This window comes from Rhodococcus sp. 14-1411-2a, from assembly GCF_002259485.1.
In the GTDB taxonomy this organism is placed as follows: domain Bacteria; phylum Actinomycetota; class Actinomycetes; order Mycobacteriales; family Mycobacteriaceae; genus Rhodococcoides.
Genome location: NZ_NPGA01000018.1, coordinates 260,632 through 280,556 on the forward strand (window position 1 = coordinate 260,632; position 19,925 = coordinate 280,556).

Annotated in this window: 20 protein-coding genes; 8 read left to right on the forward strand and 12 right to left on the reverse strand. The window is 63.2% G+C overall.

What is annotated here, in order from left to right:
- Positions 1-22: 22 nt before the first annotated feature.
- Positions 23-1,042: an SMP-30/gluconolactonase/LRE family protein gene (locus CH291_RS18490; RefSeq protein WP_094668963.1), complete on the forward strand. Its 1,020-nt coding sequence runs from the start codon at positions 23-25 to the stop codon at positions 1,040-1,042.
- Between the two features lie 61 nt (positions 1,043-1,103).
- Here CH291_RS18490 and CH291_RS18495 read toward each other — a convergent pair whose 3' ends face one another.
- Together CH291_RS18495 and CH291_RS18500 are read right to left on the reverse strand one after the other, a co-directional pair.
- A complete protein-coding gene (locus tag CH291_RS18495) occupies positions 1,104-1,589 on the reverse strand; it encodes an SRPBCC family protein (RefSeq protein WP_094639996.1) in 486 nt (161 codons plus the stop codon).
- A 3-nt stretch (positions 1,590-1,592) separates the two neighbouring features.
- On the reverse strand, positions 1,593-1,934 hold the full coding sequence (locus tag CH291_RS18500) for an ArsR/SmtB family transcription factor (protein ID WP_094639997.1): 342 nt from the start codon (positions 1,932-1,934) through the stop codon (positions 1,593-1,595).
- A gap of 111 nt (positions 1,935-2,045) precedes the next feature.
- On the opposite strand from CH291_RS18500, the gene CH291_RS18505 reads away from it, so the two are divergent.
- From CH291_RS18505 to CH291_RS18515, 3 genes are all read left to right on the forward strand, one after another.
- Positions 2,046-2,735 (forward strand): DUF998 domain-containing protein, encoded by a 690-nt coding sequence (locus CH291_RS18505; RefSeq protein ID WP_094688342.1) that lies wholly within the window; start codon positions 2,046-2,048, stop codon positions 2,733-2,735.
- Between the two features lie 73 nt (positions 2,736-2,808).
- Positions 2,809-3,366, forward strand: coding sequence for a DUF3558 domain-containing protein (locus tag CH291_RS18510; protein WP_256980903.1), 558 nt, complete (start codon positions 2,809-2,811; stop codon positions 3,364-3,366).
- Between the two features lie 17 nt (positions 3,367-3,383).
- Positions 3,384-3,773, forward strand: a complete 390-nt coding sequence (locus CH291_RS18515) for a hypothetical protein (protein ID WP_094639999.1) — start codon at positions 3,384-3,386, stop codon at positions 3,771-3,773.
- Positions 3,774-3,833: 60 nt separating this feature from the next.
- Here CH291_RS18515 and CH291_RS18520 read toward each other — a convergent pair whose 3' ends face one another.
- On the reverse strand, positions 3,834-5,207 hold the full coding sequence (locus CH291_RS18520) for a dicarboxylate/amino acid:cation symporter (RefSeq protein WP_094688294.1): 1,374 nt from the start codon (positions 5,205-5,207) through the stop codon (positions 3,834-3,836).
- A 318-nt stretch (positions 5,208-5,525) separates the two neighbouring features.
- On the opposite strand from CH291_RS18520, the gene CH291_RS18525 reads away from it, so the two are divergent.
- Positions 5,526-6,203 carry a SanA/YdcF family protein gene (locus CH291_RS18525; protein ID WP_094688295.1) on the forward strand — a complete coding sequence of 226 codons (678 nt, stop codon included), beginning with the start codon at positions 5,526-5,528 and terminating at the stop codon, positions 6,201-6,203.
- A 188-nt stretch (positions 6,204-6,391) separates the two neighbouring features.
- Positions 6,392-7,987 carry an ABC-F family ATP-binding cassette domain-containing protein gene (locus tag CH291_RS18530; RefSeq protein ID WP_179276603.1) on the forward strand — a complete coding sequence of 532 codons (1,596 nt, stop codon included), beginning with the start codon at positions 6,392-6,394 and terminating at the stop codon, positions 7,985-7,987.
- 9 nt (positions 7,988-7,996) lie between these two features.
- Here the strand turns inward: CH291_RS18530 and CH291_RS18535 are convergent, their stop codons facing one another.
- From CH291_RS18535 to CH291_RS18570, 8 genes are all read right to left on the reverse strand, one after another.
- Positions 7,997-9,613: an AMP-binding protein gene (locus CH291_RS18535; RefSeq protein ID WP_068050914.1), complete on the reverse strand. Its 1,617-nt coding sequence runs from the start codon at positions 9,611-9,613 to the stop codon at positions 7,997-7,999.
- 20 nt (positions 9,614-9,633) lie between these two features.
- Positions 9,634-10,932 (reverse strand): DUF2786 domain-containing protein, encoded by a 1,299-nt coding sequence (locus CH291_RS18540; RefSeq protein WP_094688296.1) that lies wholly within the window; start codon positions 10,930-10,932, stop codon positions 9,634-9,636.
- Between the two features lie 90 nt (positions 10,933-11,022).
- Positions 11,023-11,832, reverse strand: a complete 810-nt coding sequence (locus tag CH291_RS18545) for a hypothetical protein (RefSeq protein WP_094640003.1) — start codon at positions 11,830-11,832, stop codon at positions 11,023-11,025.
- Positions 11,833-11,994: 162 nt separating this feature from the next.
- A complete protein-coding gene (locus CH291_RS18550; RefSeq protein WP_094688297.1) occupies positions 11,995-13,593 on the reverse strand; it encodes an FAD-dependent oxidoreductase in 1,599 nt (532 codons plus the stop codon).
- 27 nt (positions 13,594-13,620) lie between these two features.
- Positions 13,621-14,640 carry an AurF N-oxygenase family protein gene (locus CH291_RS18555; RefSeq protein ID WP_094640005.1) on the reverse strand — a complete coding sequence of 340 codons (1,020 nt, stop codon included), beginning with the start codon at positions 14,638-14,640 and terminating at the stop codon, positions 13,621-13,623.
- Between the two features lie 91 nt (positions 14,641-14,731).
- Entirely contained in the window at positions 14,732-16,033 is a 1,302-nt protein-coding gene (locus tag CH291_RS18560; RefSeq protein ID WP_094688298.1) for a T3SS (YopN, CesT) and YbjN peptide-binding chaperone 1, read from the reverse strand.
- Between the two features lie 91 nt (positions 16,034-16,124).
- Complete coding sequence (locus CH291_RS18565; RefSeq protein WP_094640007.1) at positions 16,125-17,291, reverse strand: hypothetical protein; 1,167 nt, start codon at positions 17,289-17,291, stop codon at positions 16,125-16,127.
- Positions 17,292-17,339: 48 nt separating this feature from the next.
- Positions 17,340-18,014, reverse strand: coding sequence for an NrtR DNA-binding winged helix domain-containing protein (locus CH291_RS18570; protein ID WP_094688299.1), 675 nt, complete (start codon positions 18,012-18,014; stop codon positions 17,340-17,342).
- A gap of 61 nt (positions 18,015-18,075) precedes the next feature.
- Here CH291_RS18570 and CH291_RS18575 point away from each other — a divergent pair, with 61 nt between their 5' ends.
- The gene (locus CH291_RS18575) at positions 18,076-19,002 is read left to right on the forward strand and encodes an ADP-ribosylglycohydrolase family protein (RefSeq protein ID WP_094688300.1); all 927 of its coding nucleotides are present in this window, start codon (positions 18,076-18,078) and stop codon (positions 19,000-19,002) included.
- Positions 18,999-19,508 (forward strand): O-acetyl-ADP-ribose deacetylase, encoded by a 510-nt coding sequence (locus tag CH291_RS18580; RefSeq protein WP_094688301.1) that lies wholly within the window; start codon positions 18,999-19,001, stop codon positions 19,506-19,508. Before CH291_RS18575 ends, CH291_RS18580 begins: the two co-directional genes overlap by 4 nt.
- Positions 19,509-19,526: 18 nt before the next feature.
- Here CH291_RS18580 and CH291_RS18585 read toward each other — a convergent pair whose 3' ends face one another.
- Positions 19,527-19,877 (reverse strand): VOC family protein, encoded by a 351-nt coding sequence (locus tag CH291_RS18585; RefSeq protein WP_068050895.1) that lies wholly within the window; start codon positions 19,875-19,877, stop codon positions 19,527-19,529.
- Positions 19,878-19,925: the final 48 nt, after the last annotated feature.

Genomic DNA, 19,925 nt, shown 5'->3' on the forward strand with positions numbered 1-19,925 from the left:
GACATATGGAACACTCGACGGTGTGAACCGAGTCTCCCGAGTAGCCCCCGCTGTTGCCGTCGCCACACTGTTTCTGGGTGCCTGCGGGTCCTCGGACTCGCCCGATCCGGCACCGGCCACGACGAGCAATTCGTCCACGCCTGCGTCGACATCTCCGAATTCGAGCTCGGCGACGGTCTACAACCTGCCCGGCAGTGGAGTGTTCCCCGAGGGCATCACGGCCGCGGACGACACGTTCTATGTGACGTCCACATCCGATGGCGCGGTGTTCCGCGGAACCGTCGGCTCCCCGGACGTCTCGGTGTTCCTGCCCGGCGGCGCGGACGGACGCACCGCGGCTGCCGGAATCGACGTGACCGACGACGACGATCGCGCCGACTACTTGGTGATCGCCGGTGGGGCCACCGGCAAGGTGTGGGTGTACGACGCCGATTCCGGTGATCTGATCGGAACGTTCACCAACGGTCTCGGCACCGATGCGACATTCCTCAACGACGTCGCCATTGCCGACAACGGTGATGCCTACATCACGGACTCACGCAGCCCGGCGTTGTACCGCATTCCCGTCGAGCAGATGACGGCCGGAACGCAGGACGCTCCGTTGGAGACGTTCGTGAGCTTCGACGGCACTCCGTTCGCGTACGGGGAGGGCTTCAACGCGAACGGCATCGTCGAGAACGACGACGAATCGGCGTTGATCGTCGTGCAGTCCAGTACCGGCAACCTCTATCGAATCGACAAGACCTCGAAAGAGGTCACGCAGGTGGACCTCGGCGGCGCGACCCTGACCAACGGCGACGGCCTCGAAATGGACGACGACACCTTGTACGTCGTCCGCAATCGTGACGGGCTCATCGCCAAGGTCGACCTCGATGACGACGGCAGAACCGGCGCGGTCACCGGTGAGATCACCGATGCATCGTTCGCCTACCCCACAACCGTTGCGGCAGTGGACGATCGACTGCTCGTGGTCAACAGTCAGTTCGACAAGCGTGGGGGAGAGCCCGTCGAGCCGTTCACCGTCAGCTCCGTTCCCGAGTAGAGCGGCTGCGCCGCAGGTGCACGGAAACTCGTAGCAGGGGTCGAGTTTCCACGCACGACGATCACTCGGCGACGACGGCGTCGATCTGACCGATTGCCGACGCCATGCCTTCCTCCATGCCCATCGCGACCAGTTCTTCGAGCTGGCTCAGGCTGTCGAATCGAGACCGGATGGTCATGCGCGTTCTGCCGTCGACGTCCTCGAGAGTTACCACGGCGTGCGTGACGGGCAGCGTCGACGACGGGTTGCCGGAATCGTCGGCGAACCCGTCGTCGAAGGACAGCGTGGTCGGAGCTGAAATATCGGTGAAAAGCCACCAGCCAGCGGCCTTTTCGCCGTCGGGCCCGGACATGTAGTACGACGCCTTGCCGCCCGGAACGAAGTCGTGGGAGACGAATGTCGCAGGCCATGTCGGCGGACCCCACCACCGTTCGAGCTGACGGGGGTCCTCCCAGATCTGCCAGACGCGTTCTACTTTCGCGTCGAACTCCGCGACCACGGTCATGGTCAAGTTTTCTGCATCCTTGTGTGAGCTGATGAACGGCATGATTCAGCCTTTCTCGTCCTGGGAAAGAAGTTCGTCGATCCTCCCGACGCGATCTCGCCAGATTTCTTCGTATCCGTCGAGCAAGGCGCGGGCTCGGGCGATGGTCTCCAATCGAACTCGCACGATCTGCTCCCTGCCGCGCCTCTGTTTCGTGATCACCGCAGCGCGTTCGAGAACTGCGACGTGTTTCTGTACGGCGGCGAAACTCATGGCGTAGTGGGAAGCCAACTCAGAGACCGACTGCTCGCCGACAGTGACCTTCGCGACGATGTCACGACGCGTCGTGTCTGCGAATGCCTGGAAGAGGCGATCGATGCCGACGTCATCCAGCTGATCTACAACCATGTGGTTGTACGTTATTCGACGCTACAGCCTCGGTCAAGGGATGTAGATCGGTTCTTCGGGCAACATGGAGTGTGGACGGCGATCGACGTCGTCCCGGAGGGTGGAGACAAGGTGCAGATTCGACCGGCCAGGATCGGCGCTCTGTTGATCGTGTTGGGTGCGCTGGTGGTGCTGGTTCTCGATCTGTACACCGCTTTGCAGACGCCCTCGCACTTGCGCCGCACGATCAGCGAATACGGACTCGGTGCGCAGCAATGGGTGTTCTCGATCGGGGTCGTCCTGCTCGCCTTCGGTTCGGCACTCACTCTTGCGGCCGCACTTCGGCATCGACTCACTCGGCCCACATCGGCCGCGTCGATCTGCCTGACTCTGTGGACCGTGGGACTCGTGGCCGTCGTCGCGGTGCCGAAACAGGATTGGTCCAACGACGCGTCGCTGAGCGTCGGCGGGACGATTCACCGACTCGGTGCGGCTGTGGCGTTCGTCAGCATCCCGGTAGCCGTCTTTCTCTTCTCCCGTCCTTGGATTCGTGACGCCGTGTGGGCGGCTCGGGCCCGGATCACTCTGGGACTGAGCATGCTGTCGGTCGTGACGTTGCTGCCCATCGTTTACGCACTGGTCGCCGGTGCCACCGGCCCGCGACCCTGGTACCGGGTGGTCACCCTCGGTTACGTGGAGCGAGTGCTCGTCGTCGCCGAAGTGATCGCGCTGATATCGCTGGCCCTGTGGGTGTGGGCGGCGGAGCGTAGGAGTGTTCACGCGGTCGAGTCGCAGAAGATCAAGGCCTCGCAGCGCGTATAGGGAACCGATCGGGTGCCCCTCGCGTCCAACCTCTCAGTGACGTCTGTGTCGAGAGGTTGAACGAATGCGGGTAATGGGTGGGCGGCGGTTCGCGGCGGTGTGTGCTTCGGCCCTGGTGTTGGCGGGTTGCACGGGATCGACGCAGGGAACACCCGCCGCCAGTGAATCCTCTTCGCCGGAATCGACGACGGTGGCAGCCGGCCCGGAGCCATTCGACCCCTGCACCATCCCCAAATCTGCCGTGACCGCAAGTGGATTGGACGTCAGCACCGAGCGACCGGACTTCGCGGGCATCACGACGTACCCCGGCTGGAAGGGCTGTACCTGGGATGGGGTCGCGCAGAAAAGCTGGTACTACGTTGCTGTCTTGTCATCGCTGGAGTCCATCGACGAATTGCTGCTCAGCCCCTCGTTCGTGCGCGGGGTGGACTTGAAACTGTCCGAGCGCACCGCCACCCAACTGCGCCATGCCGACGAGATGCAGTTCCTCGGTTGCGCAGTCGCTCTGAACACGGATGACGGTCTGATCGTGCTCGACCTTCAAAAGAAGGGTTCACGCGACCTGGAGGGTGAACCGTGCACCGAAGTCAATCGTCATGCAGCTGATTTGGAACCGTTCTTTCCGACCTAGATAGGACACTGAAAACAATGGAGCCGTACGGGCTGAACCACAATCTCGGCCACTGGCGTTCACTCCGAGATCAGGCGGTCGCGGGCGAACTCGATGTCGAACCAGGAGTCGCCGCTCGCTGCGACGCTGTTTGCGCCGAGTATCTGACGAAGCTCGACCGGATGCTCGAAATGACGACTTCGCTTGCTTGGCCGCAGTCTTGGGGTGACTTGGACTCAGCCCAACAACTTCAAGCCAAATTTCATCGCCTCGCGGTGGCCGAGGAGGGCTCCGCGCGCTTTGCGATCGAGCAGCAGATCGAGATCGTCAAGACGATGCGGGAGTTCTTTCAACACTATTTCGCGAGTGTCGAGGCCACGGATATCGCGACTGCCGCCACCGTAGAGGCGCTGTCCCCGCCGAGATAGACGAAAGATCCCGACGACCCAGTTGCTCGGTCGTCGGGATCGATCGTTCGAAATACGCTGCTAGCGGGCCAGTTTCACTTCCGCTTCCTCGTCGACGAAGGGATCGCCGTTCCGCGGAGCGTTGTAGCGCTCGAGGTCGAGAATTCCTTCGCGCTTGGCAACGATGGTCGGCACCAATGCCTGACCGGTGACGTTGACTGCGGTGCGACCCATGTCCACGATCGGCTCCACTGCGAGCAGCAGACCGACGCCGGCCAACGGCAATCCGAGGGTCGACAGCGTGAGGGTGAGCATCACCGTCGCACCTGTTGTTCCTGCCGTTGCTGCAGAACCGATCACGGACACCACGATGATCAGCAGGTAGTCGGTGATGGTCAGATCGATGCCGTAGAACTGAGCGACGAACAGTGCCGCGATCGCGGGATAGATTGCCGCGCAACCGTCCATCTTGGTCGTCGCCCCGAGAGGAACAGCGAACGACGCGTACTCCCGCGGGACTCCGAGGTTACGTTCGGTGACGCGTTCGGTCAGTGGCAGGGTTCCGATCGACGAACGCGAAACGAAGCCCAGCTGGGTGGCAGGCCACACTCCCGAGTAGAAGTTGCGTACCGAAAGTCCATGTGCGCGAACGATCACCGGGTATATCACGAAGAACACCACAGCCAGACCGACGTAGATCGACACGGTGAAGACGCCGAGCGAGCCGATGGCATCCCAGCCGTAGGTCGCCACCGCGTTGCCGATGAGTGCGGCGGTGCCGATCGGCGCGAGGCGAATGATCCACCACAGAACCTTCTGCACGATGGCCAACAGCGACGCGTTGAACGCGAGGAACGGCTCGGCCTTCTTGCCGACCTTGAGCGCTGCGATACCGATGGCAGCGGCGATGACCAGCAACTGCAAGATGTTGAAGCTCAATGATGTGGTTGCGGTGCCGCTCTCGGCGACAGTGGTCTTCGCGCCGAGTGCGAGAAAGTTGTTCGGTACCAGTCCGGTGAGGAACGACCACCACGATCCGACACTCGACGGATCGCCCGCCGAATCGGCACCTGCGCTGGTACGCGAACCGGGCTGCGCGACCAACCCGATCACGATGCCGATGATGACGGCGATGAATGCCGTGATGGCGAACCACCACAGCGTCTGAATGGCGAGACGCGCGGCATTGGTGACTTCGCGCAGGTTGGCGATCGAACTGACAATTGCGGTGAACACCAGCGGGATCACCGCGACGGTGAGCAGTTTGACGTAGCTCGAACCGATGGTCGACAGCGTGCCGACCAACCAGTTCTCGTTGCCGTCTGCAGCATCGGGCATCGACCGGGCGATGAGTCCGAATACGACACCGAGGACGAGACCGGCAACGATCTGTGGACCGAACGCGGTTGCCCAGGTAGGGACACGGCGCGTTCGGGTAGCGCTGGGCGCAGACATGGATATGCCTTTCGAAAAGGAGAGGTGTCGCCGAGGATGGACGACAGAAATACTCGCCGGCCGATCGGCCGAGCGGAGGGGATGCGGTCTAGAGAACCGTCAACAGGTAGCGCTGGCTTGCAGACGCAAGTCGACATAGCGTCGAGAGGTCAGCAGCGGATTCACTGATCGAACGGTACTCCGTGTCCGAACAGTGCAATCAAGCAGGGGCGGGCTCTGAGGGATCACTGTGGAATCGGTATGGGTGCGCTTCGGGGACGCTCGGACTCCGTATTGGTGGGTTAGCTTGAGGTTTCTTCCCACCGACGAAACGAGATCATGAGTACCGTATCGAAGCCCCGAGGATTGGCCGGGCGACTCGTTCGTGTCTTCTGCGCGGTGGTCGCAGCCCTGGTGGCCGTCGTTCTGGCATCGGCCGGGTGGGTGGCATACACGACGGCGGGGAAGGTCTACGACGTCGAGGATGCGCCGGACGCACCGGTGGCCATCGTCCTCGGTGCACAGGTGCGCGACGGCAAGCCGATGCGATTTCTCTCCGGACGTCTCGACACTGCGATTGCGTTGATGGCGGCGGGGAAGATCAAGGCAATTTTGGTTTCCGGTGATGCAGACGGTAACTCGGGCAACGAGATTCAAGCGATGACCGACTATCTGATCGAGCACGGAATCGATCCTGCGGTGATCATCGGAGACGATCACGGCATCGACACTTACGACACCTGCGCACGGGCGAAAGAGACCTTCGGGGTCGAACGCGGACTCATCATCAGCCAACCCCTTCATGTATCGCGAGCAGTAGCGTTGTGCGAGGACATGGACCTCGACGTCGATGGGGTCACGGCGGAGTGCATCGACTGCAATACCCTTGCGGTGGTGCGTAATTACGCGCGAGAGTTGTTGGCGCGTCCCAAGGCCGTGCTGGATTTGTGGTCCGGCCGCGATCCCGTGGTGGTCTCCCCGCCTGTCGATTCGCTCGCGACCATCACCGACCGATGAGTGTGGCCGACGGCGAGGTGTGAATCAGCCCCTCGGTTCTGGATATGTGCCTCCGATCGGCGTCGGTCATTCGAAGTAGGGGAGCCGATCAGGCGGACGACGGGGATGGCGACGGCTCCAGCCCGGCTACAGTGAGCTGGCCCGGTTCGACGACTCAGCGGACCCGTTTTTTCAGGAGAAGTGAACGCTTGAGCTGGATCCGCTTGAACGACGTCGCCAAGGGATACGACCAGAAGGTGATGTTGCGCGAGGTGTTCTTTCGTCTCGCTGACGGCGATCGCATCGGTCTGATCGGCCGCAACGGCACGGGCAAGACCACCCTGCTGCAGCTCCTTCTCGGGCGTGAGACGCCCGATTCCGGAACCGTCGATGTCACCGAGGGCGCACGAATCGGGTACTTCTCACAGTTCTCGGAACTCGACGGCGATCGCAGCATCCAAGCGGAGCTCGAATCGCTTTTCGTCGCTGTCCACGCGATCGAGGTCGAGTTGGCCGAAGTCGAGGCAGCACTCGGCGGTGATCTCGACGAGAAGCAGATGTACAAGCTCGTCGATCGGCAAGCCGAACTGCTCGACGCCATGGAGAACAGCGGCGGTTGGACCTACCACCAGCAGATCGACACGGTGCTGTCGATGCTCGGATTCAACGCCGAACGACGTGAGCTACCCGTCGATCGACTGTCGGGTGGTTGGCGCAACCGCGCCGCGCTGGCCAAGATCCTGATCGAGGCACCCGACGTCCTGCTGCTCGACGAGCCGACCAACTTCCTCGACGTTGCCGGAATCGCCTGGCTCGAACGGTGGCTACGTGACTTCCGCGGTGCGCTCCTCGTCGTCTCGCACGACCGTGCGTTTCTCGAGCAGGTCGTCACCAGCATCGTCGAAATCGAGAACCATCACCTGCAGACGTACGACGGAAGCTATTCGGAATACGTTCAGCAGAAGCAGTTCAGGCTCAAGAACCTCGAACGTGAGTTCAGCAACGAACAACAATTGCTGGCCTACGAGCAGGAAGCGATCAGCGATCGCAAGGAAGCCGTGAAGAACCCCAGCGGGGTGCTCAAGCGTCGGCTGGCGAACATCAAGAAGAGCAAGAGTCCGCGCCCGGTCGACACAGTGGTCACTGCAATCTACGGCGGACTGCACGTGCACGACAACCTGGCCGAGATCACGGGGATCTCCAAAAGCTATGGCGAGCAACGACTCTTCGAGAACATCTCGTTCACCGTGCACCGCGGCGACCGCATTGCCATCACCGGACCCAACGGATGTGGAAAGACCACTCTGGTGGACATCCTCGTCGGTGCCGAGCAACCGGACGACGGCAAGATCAAATGGAAGACCAAGGCTCCGTCGTTCATCTACTACAACCAGGTGCTGGCCGATCTCGATCTCGACGACACCGTGTCGCATTCGGTCAACGCAATGCCGGGCAGTCTCGCACTCACGGCAACGAAGAAGGAAGTGCACCGCTTCCTGACGCTGCTGCAGTTCTCCGAGCTGGATCTCAAGTCGAAGATCGGAGTTCTGTCCGGAGGCCAGAAAGCGCGCGTTGCCCTGGCTCAGTGCCTACTGTTCGGCGCAGGCGTCATCGTGCTCGACGAGCCCACCAACCATCTCGACCTGCAGAGCACTCAGGTACTCGAACGCGCCTTGATGGCGTTTCCCGGTGCGGTGATTCTGGTGAGTCACGACAGGTTCTTCGTCGAGAAGGTGGCCTTTCGGCAGTTGTCGTTCGATGGCAAGGGCGGCGTCACCGAAATCGCTGGTGTGCAGATGGCCTGACCTTCCGGGCTACCCGTTGATCTTCGACGTGGACGTGCCCCACTCGGCGTCGCGCAACTCCTTCTTTCGGATCTTGCCGGTCGATGTCTTCGGCAACTCGACGATGAATTCGACTGCGCGCGGGGCTTTGTACGACGCGATAGCCGATTTCACGTGCGACACGAGCTCTGCCTCGGAGGCGTCCGCACCCGGCACCAGCACCACGAATGCCTTCGGTCGCTCTCCCCATTTGTCGTCCGGCACTCCGATGACCGCCACATCGGCGACGGCTGGGTGGCTGGCAAGTGCCTGTTCGACCTCGATCGTCGAGATGTTCTCGCCGCCGGAAATGACGACGTCCTTGGCACGATCGAGCAGCTGAACGTAGCCGTCGGGATGCATCACCCCGAGATCTCCTGAATGGAACCAGCCGCCCGCGAAGGCCTGCGTCGTACCGGCTGCGTCGTCGTAGTACCCCTTCATGACGTTGTTGCCGCGCATGACGATCTCACCCATTTCGACGCCGTCGGGTTCGACGTCGATCAACGTTCCGCCTGCATCCGGCTTGTCTCGCACCACGCGCAAACGGTCGGCAGTGAGCATGCCGACTCCCTGTCGAGCCAAGCGCTGAGCCTGGTCGTCGGCGTCCAATTCGAGCCATTCCTGTTTCGCCTCGCACACCGAGTACGGACCGTAGGTCTCGGTGAGGCCGTACACGTGTACGAGCGTCGCTCCCAGCGCTCGGATCTTGCTGATGATCGTCGGACTCGGTGGAGCGCCCGCCGTGACGATGGTCAGGGGTCTGTCGAGCGAATGCGCCTCTGCGGCAGTGGCAAGAGTGGTCAGCACCGTCGGCGCGCCGGCAAGGTGATCGACACCGTTGTCGATGGCCGACCAGATAGCGTCTCCGCGCACTCCGCGGAGGCACACGTGCGTGCCCGACGCGGCCGTGACCGCCCAGGTGGTGCACCATCCGTTGCAGTGGAACATCGGCAGTGTCCACAGGTATCGGGTGTCGATGCCGAATCCCTGGTGGTGCAGTTCTCCGAGCGAATTGAGATAGGCACCGCGGTGGGTGTACATCACGCCCTTGGGTCGACCGGTGGTGCCCGAGGTGTAGTTGATCGTGATGGTTGACGTCTCGTCGTCGACCTCCCACTCCAGTGGATCGTCGGAGCCTCTCTCGAGGAAGGCATCGTATCGAGTGGCGTGCGGCAGCGTTGCGTAACTGCCGTCGACGGCGGGTGTCTCGACGATCTCACGGACCGAATCGGCGATCGGATCTGTTCCGAGTCCGGACAGCAGCTCCGAATCACCCACCAGCAGAACCGAACCGGAGTGATCGCAGATGTAGCGAACCTCGGCGGGCGACAGTCTGGTGTTGATTGCGACCAGAACGGCACCGGCCAGTGGAACCGCGTAGTGCGCGAACAACAGCTCTGCAGAGTTGGACGCGATGTAGGCCACCCGATCTCCGTGGCCGACACCCGACGCGCGCAGTGCGTGCGCGAGCCGGGTGACGTCGGCAGCGAACTGCTCGTAGGTGAATGTCCTGGGCCCGTCCACCACGGCGGTCTTGTGGGGGTGGACCTCCGCTGCGCGTTCGAGAAAGCGAAGGGGCGTCAGGGGAGTATCGAGACCGGTCATGGCAGTCAATGTAGCGCGCACTACGAGGCCAGATCGGATTTGTCGATACGTTCGCGCCCACCGGTAAGGTCCGCGCGTTCGGCGGCGGCGCGGCCGGCATGCGATCCCGCTGTATTGTCGCTGCTGAACCTGATCGTTCTCGTCGTCGGATGCCGGGCCGCGAACGCTCGGTCGACTGCGTCGGTTCGTTCCGCCATGATGGGCACCAGCGCAGAGCCGTGTTGTCGAGTGGCGGCCGCGGTGGCGCGGTCGCGTGCTTCGGTCAGTCGTTCGCCGATACGGTGGGCGTAGGCGATCAAGAATGCGTTGCGGAAACTACGGGTCCGCGCTGCCGGCGAATCGGCCACCTCGTCGAGTGCGCGCGTCGCTTGCACGAGTAGCGAGGTGTAGAGGAGCTCGCACAGATCGAGATCGACGGGCATGCCGATGATGCTGGCCAGCAAGTACTTCTTCTTCCACAGTGTCCTGGCACCATTTGCATGGCACACGCAGTGCAGCAGAAGCAGTTTGGCTTTGGAGTACGGATTGCTCACCATGATGCGTCGCGTGACGACATCGTCGATCAGGCTGCGAGGGTTCCCCACATCGAGAAGCGCGCTGTCGATCGCGTAGCGCGTCATCAAATCTTGGGCTTTGGCCGATAACGCCTCGGCCTCAGCGGGGAATTGCGTCGACTCGGCCTTGGCCAGCAGCCCTCGGATTCTGCCGAGCATCTTCGAGTCCGTGGCTCGCCGGGGGCCGGTCGCTGCCGACTGTGAGGTCCACCTGGCCGGAGGGGGCAGGAGCTTCTCGAGGGGCAACAGCCATGTCGAACAACCGAGTACGAGCAAAAGGGTGTACCAGGACTGCGCCGACGATCGTCGGTTGTACGAACGCCACCTTTGAAGTCTCTCGGCGGTCGTGCCCCCGGCGGAGTCGACTCGCAGCTCGGATAGCTGATCACGCCATGAATCCGGAGCGAGGCGCTCGGCCGAGCTTCGTGCCGTGTGTGCTCCGATGGCCTCGACGATGACCACTATGCCGTCGCCTCCGGCGCACTGAAGCGTGACATGAACGAGTTCGGTTGGCTGCCAACCGTTCTCGAACGCCGTGTCGAGAGCATCGTCGAGTGTTCGCGCCGCGCAATCGTGCACCGAACGACTCTGTTGCGCATCCAGAGCGGCCAAGCGTTCCGCTACCAGCCGGACCCTGTCTTTTCCCGCTGATCCGAGTTGGGCGAATCCGATTCCGCTGTCGAGTAATTCGCTCGGATCGGCATCCTGCCACGCGCTGGTCGCCCGCGTGTACTTGAAAAAACTGTCCAAATCGATACGACTCATCGTCGTCCCCTCCACGTCCCCCGGTGTGGTCACCGAACTGTTCGGTGAGACGCAGAGTAGGGGAGGGGTCCGACAAACTATTCGAACGTGTCAGCGAGGGGCAAGCATCTGTAGCAATTCCTCGACCGACGGCAGACCGGGGATCACAGGAAGGTTGGGAACAGAGACGGCGGCGGGCGGTGCCGTCAGTTCGATTCCGCCGAGCGCGCCCAAGACGTCGTCGGTGTTGGTGCTGCTCGGTCCGTACGTGTTGGAGGCGACGACGAAATCATCGCCGATCGACGCTGACGCGACAACACTCGACCGGTCGTCGGCCCATCCCCACTTGCTCCCCGTCACGCCGGCCAACTGCTGGGTGCCCCAGTCCTGAACCATTCCGTCGCGTGCCACAGGAGCCGCGGTGTTCATCCAGGCGAGGACCGGGCTGGCGGGGTCGGTGCGCTTCTTCGCCGCCAAGAATCGCACGGTGTCGGCTGTGCTCGTGGACGAGCTGCCCCAGAAACCTCCCCGCGAGGTAGAGGTGAGTCCGTACTCCGCGGCGGTCGCCGATATTGCCTGGGGGTACTTGTTGTCGAGGGTCGATGCGGCACCGTCGTCGCTGACCTGGATCATCCGCGCGGCGAGGTCGAGGTCTCTCGGCGAACCATCGCCGAAGCGGACGACGTAATCGGCCATGTAGAGCTTGACCGTCGACAGTCCCGGGCGCGCCGAATTGTCCTCAGCGCTGCCCACATAGGTCCCTGTCGGGAGATGTTCGTACGACAACGACGTCCGTGCCGGGACATCGGAGAGGTCGCCGGGTGTCGGCAAAGCCTGGGCCGGTGCCGCGCATACCAACGCCATGGCAATACCGACAATTGGGACAGCGGTTCTGGTGAAGATGCGTCGCAGGGCCGGCATCTCGTGCTCCTCGAGGTGTTGGCCCGCCGTGAGTCGGTGACCGATGACTGTAGTTACCCCGATAGTAGACGCTTCAACCTCGAGGCCGTCCGGATGAATGCGACGTTGTTGCACTCGGAGCGACCGAAAGGCACATTGATCCCAACCGGGGTGCGCGATCGGTCAGGAGCGGCGCAGCGTCGAGAGCAGTGCTTTCGAGCGTCGCAGTGGGCTTCGACTCGAGTCGGCCGGCCACGTGCTGGGCAACTCGATGGGGTCCGTCAGGCGACCGGCATTGAAGTCGTCGACCAGGTGTCCGACGGTTTCCTGGGCGCAGGATTTGTTGGTGCCGATGAATCCCGAGGGGCCACGCTTGATCCAGCCGGTGACGTAGGTGCCGGTCGCGGTCGACCCACCTACTTCCTCCAGGACGCGCCCGCCGTTGTTGGGAATGATGCCGGCACGATCGTCGAACGGAACTCCGGGGAGCGCGACGCCGCGGTAGCCGATCGAGGTGAGGACGAGCCCGGCCTCGACGATGTCCACGTCGCCGGTCGGGACGCTGCGAACCACGTCCTCGCTGTCGGCGGACAGGCCCATCCGCTCGAACTCGACGCCCGTCACTCGATCGGTGCCGAGGATGCGGGTGGGGGAGAGAAGATAGCGCAGGGTGATTCGCCTGCGGCCGTCGCTGTGTTCGGGGGATTCGTCGACGTGGCGAAGCAACTGCAGCTTCTGCGCCACGGCGTGGGGAAGGTCGTCGGTGCTCGCGAGTCGGACGGTGACCGGATCGAGCGCGAGTTCGCTGCGGTCGATGGCCAAGTCGATATCGGGGACGGTCAGCAGCCCGGCGAACTCGGGAACGGTGAAGGCGGACTGCGCCACGCCGCGGCGACCGACGACGACCACCTCGCGAATGGAGCTGTGGCGCAATGCGTCCAAGGCGTGCGGAGCGATGTCGGTCCGAGCGAGGGCATCCGGATTCATCGTCAGAATGCGGGCGACGTCGAGGGCAACGTTGCCGTTGCCGACGACCACCGCGCGCTCGTGCGAGAGATCGAACGTGCGATGTGCGTGGTCGGGGTGGCCGTTGTACCAGGCGACGAAGTCGGTAGCCGAACTGCGCCCGGGCAATTCGGCACCGGGAATGCGGAGCTCACGATCCGATGACGCCCCGACCGCATAGATGACGGCGTGGTGGGTGTCCATCAACTCGTCGTGCGTGACGTCCTTGCCGACCTCCACGCCGAGGTGGTACGTGAATCCCTCTTGCGCAGAGATGGTTTCGAACAAGCGCGATACCTGACGCGTCTTCTGATGATCGGGTGCGACGCCGAGGCGAGCGAGGCCGTGTGGTTGCGGGAGTCGGTCGTAGACGTCGACGCTCACGCCTGGTTGCGTGAGCAGTTCGTCCGCGGCGTACATGGCCGATGGGCCCGACCCGACGATCGCGACTCGCAGCGGCTGACGATCCCGCGAGGCCGACGCAGCAGGCGTGACCGGTGCCAGGATGGGCCGAGGCGGGCGCTCCTGTTTGTAGAAATCCGCATTGATCGTCAGGAACGGCAGTTGTGCCTCTGTCAGTTTCGCCTGCGGCACAATGGCATCGACCGGGCAGGCCGAGACGCACGCGCCGCAGTCGACACACGACTGCGGGTCGATGTGCAACATCTCCGCCGTCAGGAAGTCCGGCTCGTCGGGAGTGGGATGAATGCAGTTGACAGGACACGCGTAGACGCACGATGCGTCGCTGCAACATGACTGGGTGACGACGTGGGGCATGAGGTTTCCTGACGGCTGGGGCGCGAGCTATGCGGCGAACTGGCTGGAACTGCGGTCGGGTTCGCTGCGGAAACGGGACGCTTTGCCGTCGATTCCGCACAGCTTCCACATCAGGCCAGCGGCGCGATTCATCATTCCGGTGTCGTTGGCCAGCATGCGGACGTCTCCGAAGTAGTCCTGCAGTGCGTGCTGCGACTCCGGAGTGCCCCAGAACAGGTCCTTCTTCACCTGCTTCGGGATGTCGAACTTCGTCCAGAACTTCTTCGGCGGAATGACGATGACGTCGCACAGAATGCGCATCGTGATCGGGAAGGCCAGCGAGAGCAAGAACCGTCCGGCCTTGGACATCTTGGGGACGCGGCGACGCAGCAACTGGTGTGCGAACGAGATGTGCCGCGCTTCCTCGGCGACGTGAATTGCCATGACACTCTGCATGATCGGGTGGATTTCTTCACCGGACCGCAGGACCGACTTCTGAATGTGGTCGATGGGCTCCTCGCCTGCGAGAACGCCGACGAAGAACAACTCGGGCAACAAAGTGGCGAACAGGGGGATGAACGGCGACAGCATCTTCATCGGCCGACTCATGCCGGGAGCATCGGAATCGACGCGGTTGACCATCTCCTGGAACATCAGGGTGTGGTTGCACTCTTCGATGGATTCGTGGGTGCAGTAGCGTGCCTCGGCCGAGCCGTTGGGCAGCGAGAACACGTACTGCATCATGCCGCGGATCAGAATGTTCTCGAACTGAAGACCGACCTTGGCGACATTGGCCTGACGCCACATGCCGATCTCGATCTGCTTCTCGAGCGGCAGTGCTCGGTACCAGGCGTGGCCGCCGATCGGGTCCGTCTTCGCGGGCAGTACCCAGCGAGGATCGTTCGCGGGCACCGCGAACTTCTCGGACTCCCAGTCGATATCCACGTACGGGTCGAAGTGCTTGTGAACAGAACCCTCGGACAACAGGGTGAGTGTCTCGATGTATTGCTGCTCGTCCGCGGTGTCGGTATCGACCGAAACGGACGTGGTGCCTGTCGTCAGTGTCATGGCTTCTCCAAACGAGGTGCGAACATGGAGTTAATGTAACCCCAGTTAACACGAAAGGGAAGCGCGCTGAAAAACCGTGTTCGGTTTCCGTCTACTGTTCGTCCGAACGTTCGTCGGATACCTCGGCCACCTCGTCGGTCTCGAACAGTTGCAACTGGATCGCCGACGGATCGACCACCGGCGCGACCTGTTCGGGTGTGCTGCGCAGTACCTCGCGCAGCGCAGCCACGGCGCGGCCCCATTTGCCGGCTTCGCGGTCGGCCTCGTCGACGTCGCAGTGCTCGTCCCCGAGATCGGCAGCGACCGCCATGCCACGCCACGACGCCTCCTGCTCGGCGCTGATGCGCAGGTAGGAGGCGACTACATCGCGATCGGAGTCACAACGTTCGAGGACGGTGTCGAGGTCGAGTGGCTCCGCGGATTCGGCTATCAGATCGACCAATTCGAGCAGACCGTCCGGAAAGTCCTCGGCCTCGATCGGGGGCGGCGTCGGTTCGCCGAGCGCTCCACCGAAATCCTCGGCGAATTTCTCGTCGACCTGCTCCCATACGTGACTGAGCATCCGCACTGCCCACAGCAAGTGATCGGCGACGAAGGGGGAGCCGCTCACCCGCACCTGGGCGACGATGCAGTCTTGGACCAGGTGCAGCATCACATCGGGTAGCTGCAAATTGAGATCGACCAACAACTCGGCTGCGCGGGTTCGTCCCGACACGGCGTGCACCAGCGTCGAATTGATCTCGACCACAGGCTCGGTGGGCTTGACCGACACGTATGCGGTGCCGTTGACGAACCGCAGGGGGATGTCGCCGTCGGGGTCGTGATCCGGCGGGAAACCGAACCACGGCTCGAGCGCTCGATCGACCAGTTGCTGCAGGTGTTCCTTGCCCTTGGGCTGTACGCACATCGGAACGACAGTGATGCCGGGCTCGGGGGTGGCGACGTCGAAACTCGGTACGTCGTATCGGCCGGTGGCGCGCGAGCTCAGGAACGACGGATGCGGGAGACCCCAGATGTCACGGAACACCGCAACGGTCGTCTTGGCCAGATCGTCGGACCAGGATCGATTCCGGTCCACGTGCGGTGCAGTCGGTTCGGAATCGACCGACATGCGAAACCCCAACGCGCTGAGCGCTTCCCGCTGCTCTTCGGTGATGGCACGGCTGTGATGCAGGTGCTCGTTCGGCGGGATCTCGCAGCGAACCATATCGAGATCCCAGGCGTAGAACTGCACGCAGGCTGCGGTGTCGGGCACGCCGTCGGTGCTGTCGTATCGCGACTCGATCACCAGCGCATCGCCGTCGCGCATCGCGCTGACGTAGTCGCCGAGTCTGCGCTGGAACTGCATCCAGGCAGCGTCGACGTCGAAGTCGAACTCGAGTGAATCGCTCATGTCGGCTCCTTACCCAGATCGCGTTGGCGTAACGCACAGTCGGTGACGCTAGCGGCGACCACCGACACGGTCTCGGTGTTCGCGGGGGCCGTCACGACGACGCTGAATCCTCGACCGAGCTGTGGAGCGGGTCGTGCTGAGACTCCTCGTCGATCACACCGAACGGCAGGGCCTCGGCGACACCGTCGAGCACTGCCGGACGCAACGCGTGCGGAACGGCAAGTACTTCTTCGATCTTGACGAGGATGCCCTGCTCGATGAGGGATCGGACGCGGTGGTCGATCAACTGCGCCGTACGCAGATCCTCACCGTCGAGTTCGGCGTAGTCCTCGCCCTCGTTGTTGATGGGGAGCTCGTCCGTCATGGCGGCGAGCAGCGTCTGTACCGCGAACGTGTTCGCCAGCGACCGTGACACATCGGGGTCGTCGGCATCTCCCGACAGCTGGACGCGAACGTGTTCGGCAACCAGCTCGTGCACCGTCTCCGCGCCTCGGCCGGCCAGCGAATGCGCATTGTCGCCCGGCCTGGCGGTGTCACCGTCTATGCGAATCAATTCGGTCGCGATGGCCGTCGACCAGTAGTCGACCGCGGCACCCACCTCGAGCCGGGCGGGATCGAGCGGGGTGGAGCCGACCGCGCGCTGCAGGTCGGCGTCCTCGCCCACCGCCAACCCGTCGGCCACGCGCGCGACGATGTCGTCGAGGGCGGGTAGCAGCGGCAACGCGGAGATCGCGGCGAGTTCCTGGGCCAGCGAGACGTCGGGCAGATCGATGTCGTCGGCGTCGAGCATGTCCGGCTCGTCGCCTTGGAGGAAGTCCGAGAGATCCTCCATGCAGTGCGAGTAGTCCTCGGGAGTGCCGTCCCAGAGATCGGTCTCGTCGAGGAAGGTCAGGTACTGCAGTGACGTGAGTACCAGATTGACCGCGGTGTCCTCGGCTGTGTCGGACTCGTCCTGCAGGATGCGTTCCGCGGCGTCCACCAGCAAGTGTGCATCGGCGGGCAGCCAGGCACTGGGGGAAAAGCCGTTACGGGCTCCGGCCAGCTGGGTCAGTGTCGACGACACGAGTCGAGAGATCGCCTCCGATTGTTCCGACATCTCGCTCTCGTCGAGCCATTCGACGAAACCGTCGATCAGATCGGCGATGCGTTCGGTGACGGCACCGGTGGGGGCCGGTCGGGATTGCTGGTGACGCCGTTGCCGGGCCTTGGTCTTTTCTGCACGTTTCTGTCCGCGGTTGGCAGGCCGCTTCGATCCCATGACTGCCAGCTTATCGGTAGGCATGTCCGGTTTCGTCGATCCGTGCCCTCAGCGAAGTAGGAACGAGCCCGCAGATGCAGGAAGAGCTGGATTCGATGCGCGACGATACAGCTCTGCGGGTCGGCCGCCGCCTGCGGTCGAGGTTGTGCCTGTCCCTTCGAGCGACCCGATGACGTGACGTCGGAACGTGTCTTTCGGCAGAGCGCGATCGAACACGATCTCGTACACCTCGCGAAGTTCGAGAAGGGTGAACTCCGCGTCCGTCAACAGTGCGGGATCGACCTCACGCGCGTAGCGATCACGGAGGTCGAGAACTGCCTCGGTCACCATGGTGCCGTGGTCGAAGGCCAGTGTCGACACCGGTGCGGAGTCGTCTATCGGCATCGATTCGGTTGTGGGAGCCAATGATCGAGCCGAGATTGCTGCGCCGTGCGCCATCGACAGGACCCAGCCGCGGTCGTCGCGGTCGGGATCGTCGAACATCCTCAGCTGGTGAAAAGTGAGATCGATCAAGTCGGCCTTCGTCCTCAAGGCGCGGTCTGCCGCGTCGGCGAGAGTCTCCGACGGTCGCAGAAAGGTGCCCGGTAGCGCGGGGCCGCGCTCCGACGGCACCACGACGACGTGTAACTGCTGTTCGCGGACGGTCAGTACCGCCACGTCGACTGCCACGGAGGGGCGCGGGTAGTCGGTCAGCGCGTTGCCGTCTCGGTCTCGCCAGGTCATGCGTTGTAGCTTAGCGCAGTAATGATCTATAGTTAGCTCAACATCGATCTAAGGGGTAGGTATGCAGTTGACGGACATTCAGCGCGATCGAGCGCGGGGCGTTCTCCTCGGAACGGCAGTGGGTGACGCCTTGGGCGCGGGCTACGAGTTCGGATACCCCTCACCCGAGACGACGATCGCCATGGTCGGCGGCGGCGCATTCGATTGGGCCCCGGGGGAATGGACCGACGACACCTCGATGGCGCTCTGCGTCGCGCGTGCTCTCGAACAGGGCGGAGACATCGACGACATCGCCGAGAATTTTCGCGCGTGGTTTGCCCAGAACCCTCCGGACGTAGGAAATCAAACGCGCTCCGTGCTCGCGCAGACCACACTCAGCGGCTCAGAGATGACCGCGGCGGCAGCGTCACTGTCGGGTAGAACCGGCGGCAACGGATCGCTCATGCGTACCGCACCCGTCGCCTTGGCCTACCTCGACGATGCGGCCGGATGTCGAGCTGCTGCTGCACGGATCAGTGCCCTCACCCATTTCGACCCGCATGCCGGTGAGGCATGCCAATTATGGACTCACGCAATTCGATACGCGGTTCTTCGCGGTACATACGGCGGGGTGCGTGAATTTCTGGCCGCCGCCGAAGCCGACGTCCGTGAGTTCTGGCAGCCCCTGCTCCACCAGGCACAGGAGGGACAGCCGTCCGACTTCCCTAACAACGGCTGGGTGGTCCACGCTCTGCAGACGGCGTGGTGGGCAATCCATCGATCTGCCGACGCGGACCGGCCTCTGCCTGCCGCTCTCGAACTGTGTGTCCGAGCCGGCGGCGATACCGACACCACGGCGGCCATAGCCGGAGGGCTCCTCGGAGCGCTCTGGGGCGCATCGGCGGTGCCGAGCGAATGGCGCGACATCGTCCACGGCTACCCAGGGTTGCGCGCCGACGATCTCGACCGAATCACCTCGAACATCATTGCAGCGAAGGGGAGTTCATGACAATCATCGACGTCGTCCAGGGCGACATCACGGACGTGGCCGCAGACGCGATCGTCAATGCCGCCAATACGCGATTGCTCGGCGGCGGGGGAGTGGACGGTGCCATCCACCGGGCCGGTGGGCCGGACATCCTCGCAGAATGCAAGGCGCTGCGGGCCACCACCCTGCCCCACGGCCTCGACATCGGCGCAGCCGTCGCCACCACCGCGGGACGACTTCGTGCCGGCTGTGTCATCCACACCGTCGGCCCGCGCTACTCCCCGCACGAGGACAGATCGGAGCTGCTGCGACTCTGCTACGCCCGAAGCCTGGCGCTGGCTGCGTCGATGAACCTGAAGTCCATCGCATTTCCCCTGATTTCCGGCGGCTCCTACGGATGGCCGATGCACGATGCAGTCACCCAGCAGGTGGTGGCAGTCAAAGCTGCCCGGCCGTCGGTCGACCTCGTCATGCTGATCGCCTACTCCCGCGAAACCGCGAACCTGACGCGGCGGTTGGTGGGGTGACGATCGAGGGCCGCTCGATCAGTAGTGCTCGCGAAAGCCGCCGATCGCGGAAACGGAATTGCCGTCGGGATCGGAGACCGTCGACAGTCTTACTCCCTTGTTCGCGTCCACGATGTTGCCGAAGTCGATGCCGCGGGAACGAGCGGCATCGACGAACAACTCGATGTCTTCGACGGCAACGTTGAACTGCGACGACCCTGCTCGCTCGGGGTCGACCGTCACCTGCACCCATGCAGCGGGGGCGGCCTGCCACTCCACCAAACTCGGCATCGGATTGTTGTCTGCAGGCCGGTCGAACAGCTTCTCGTACCACTCTCGTGCCGAGTCGATATCGTGTACTGCCACCACGGCAAGAACATGTTCGATCATCGCGTTCTCCTTCGTATCGTTCGGTTGCGCAGATATGGACCGGATCCG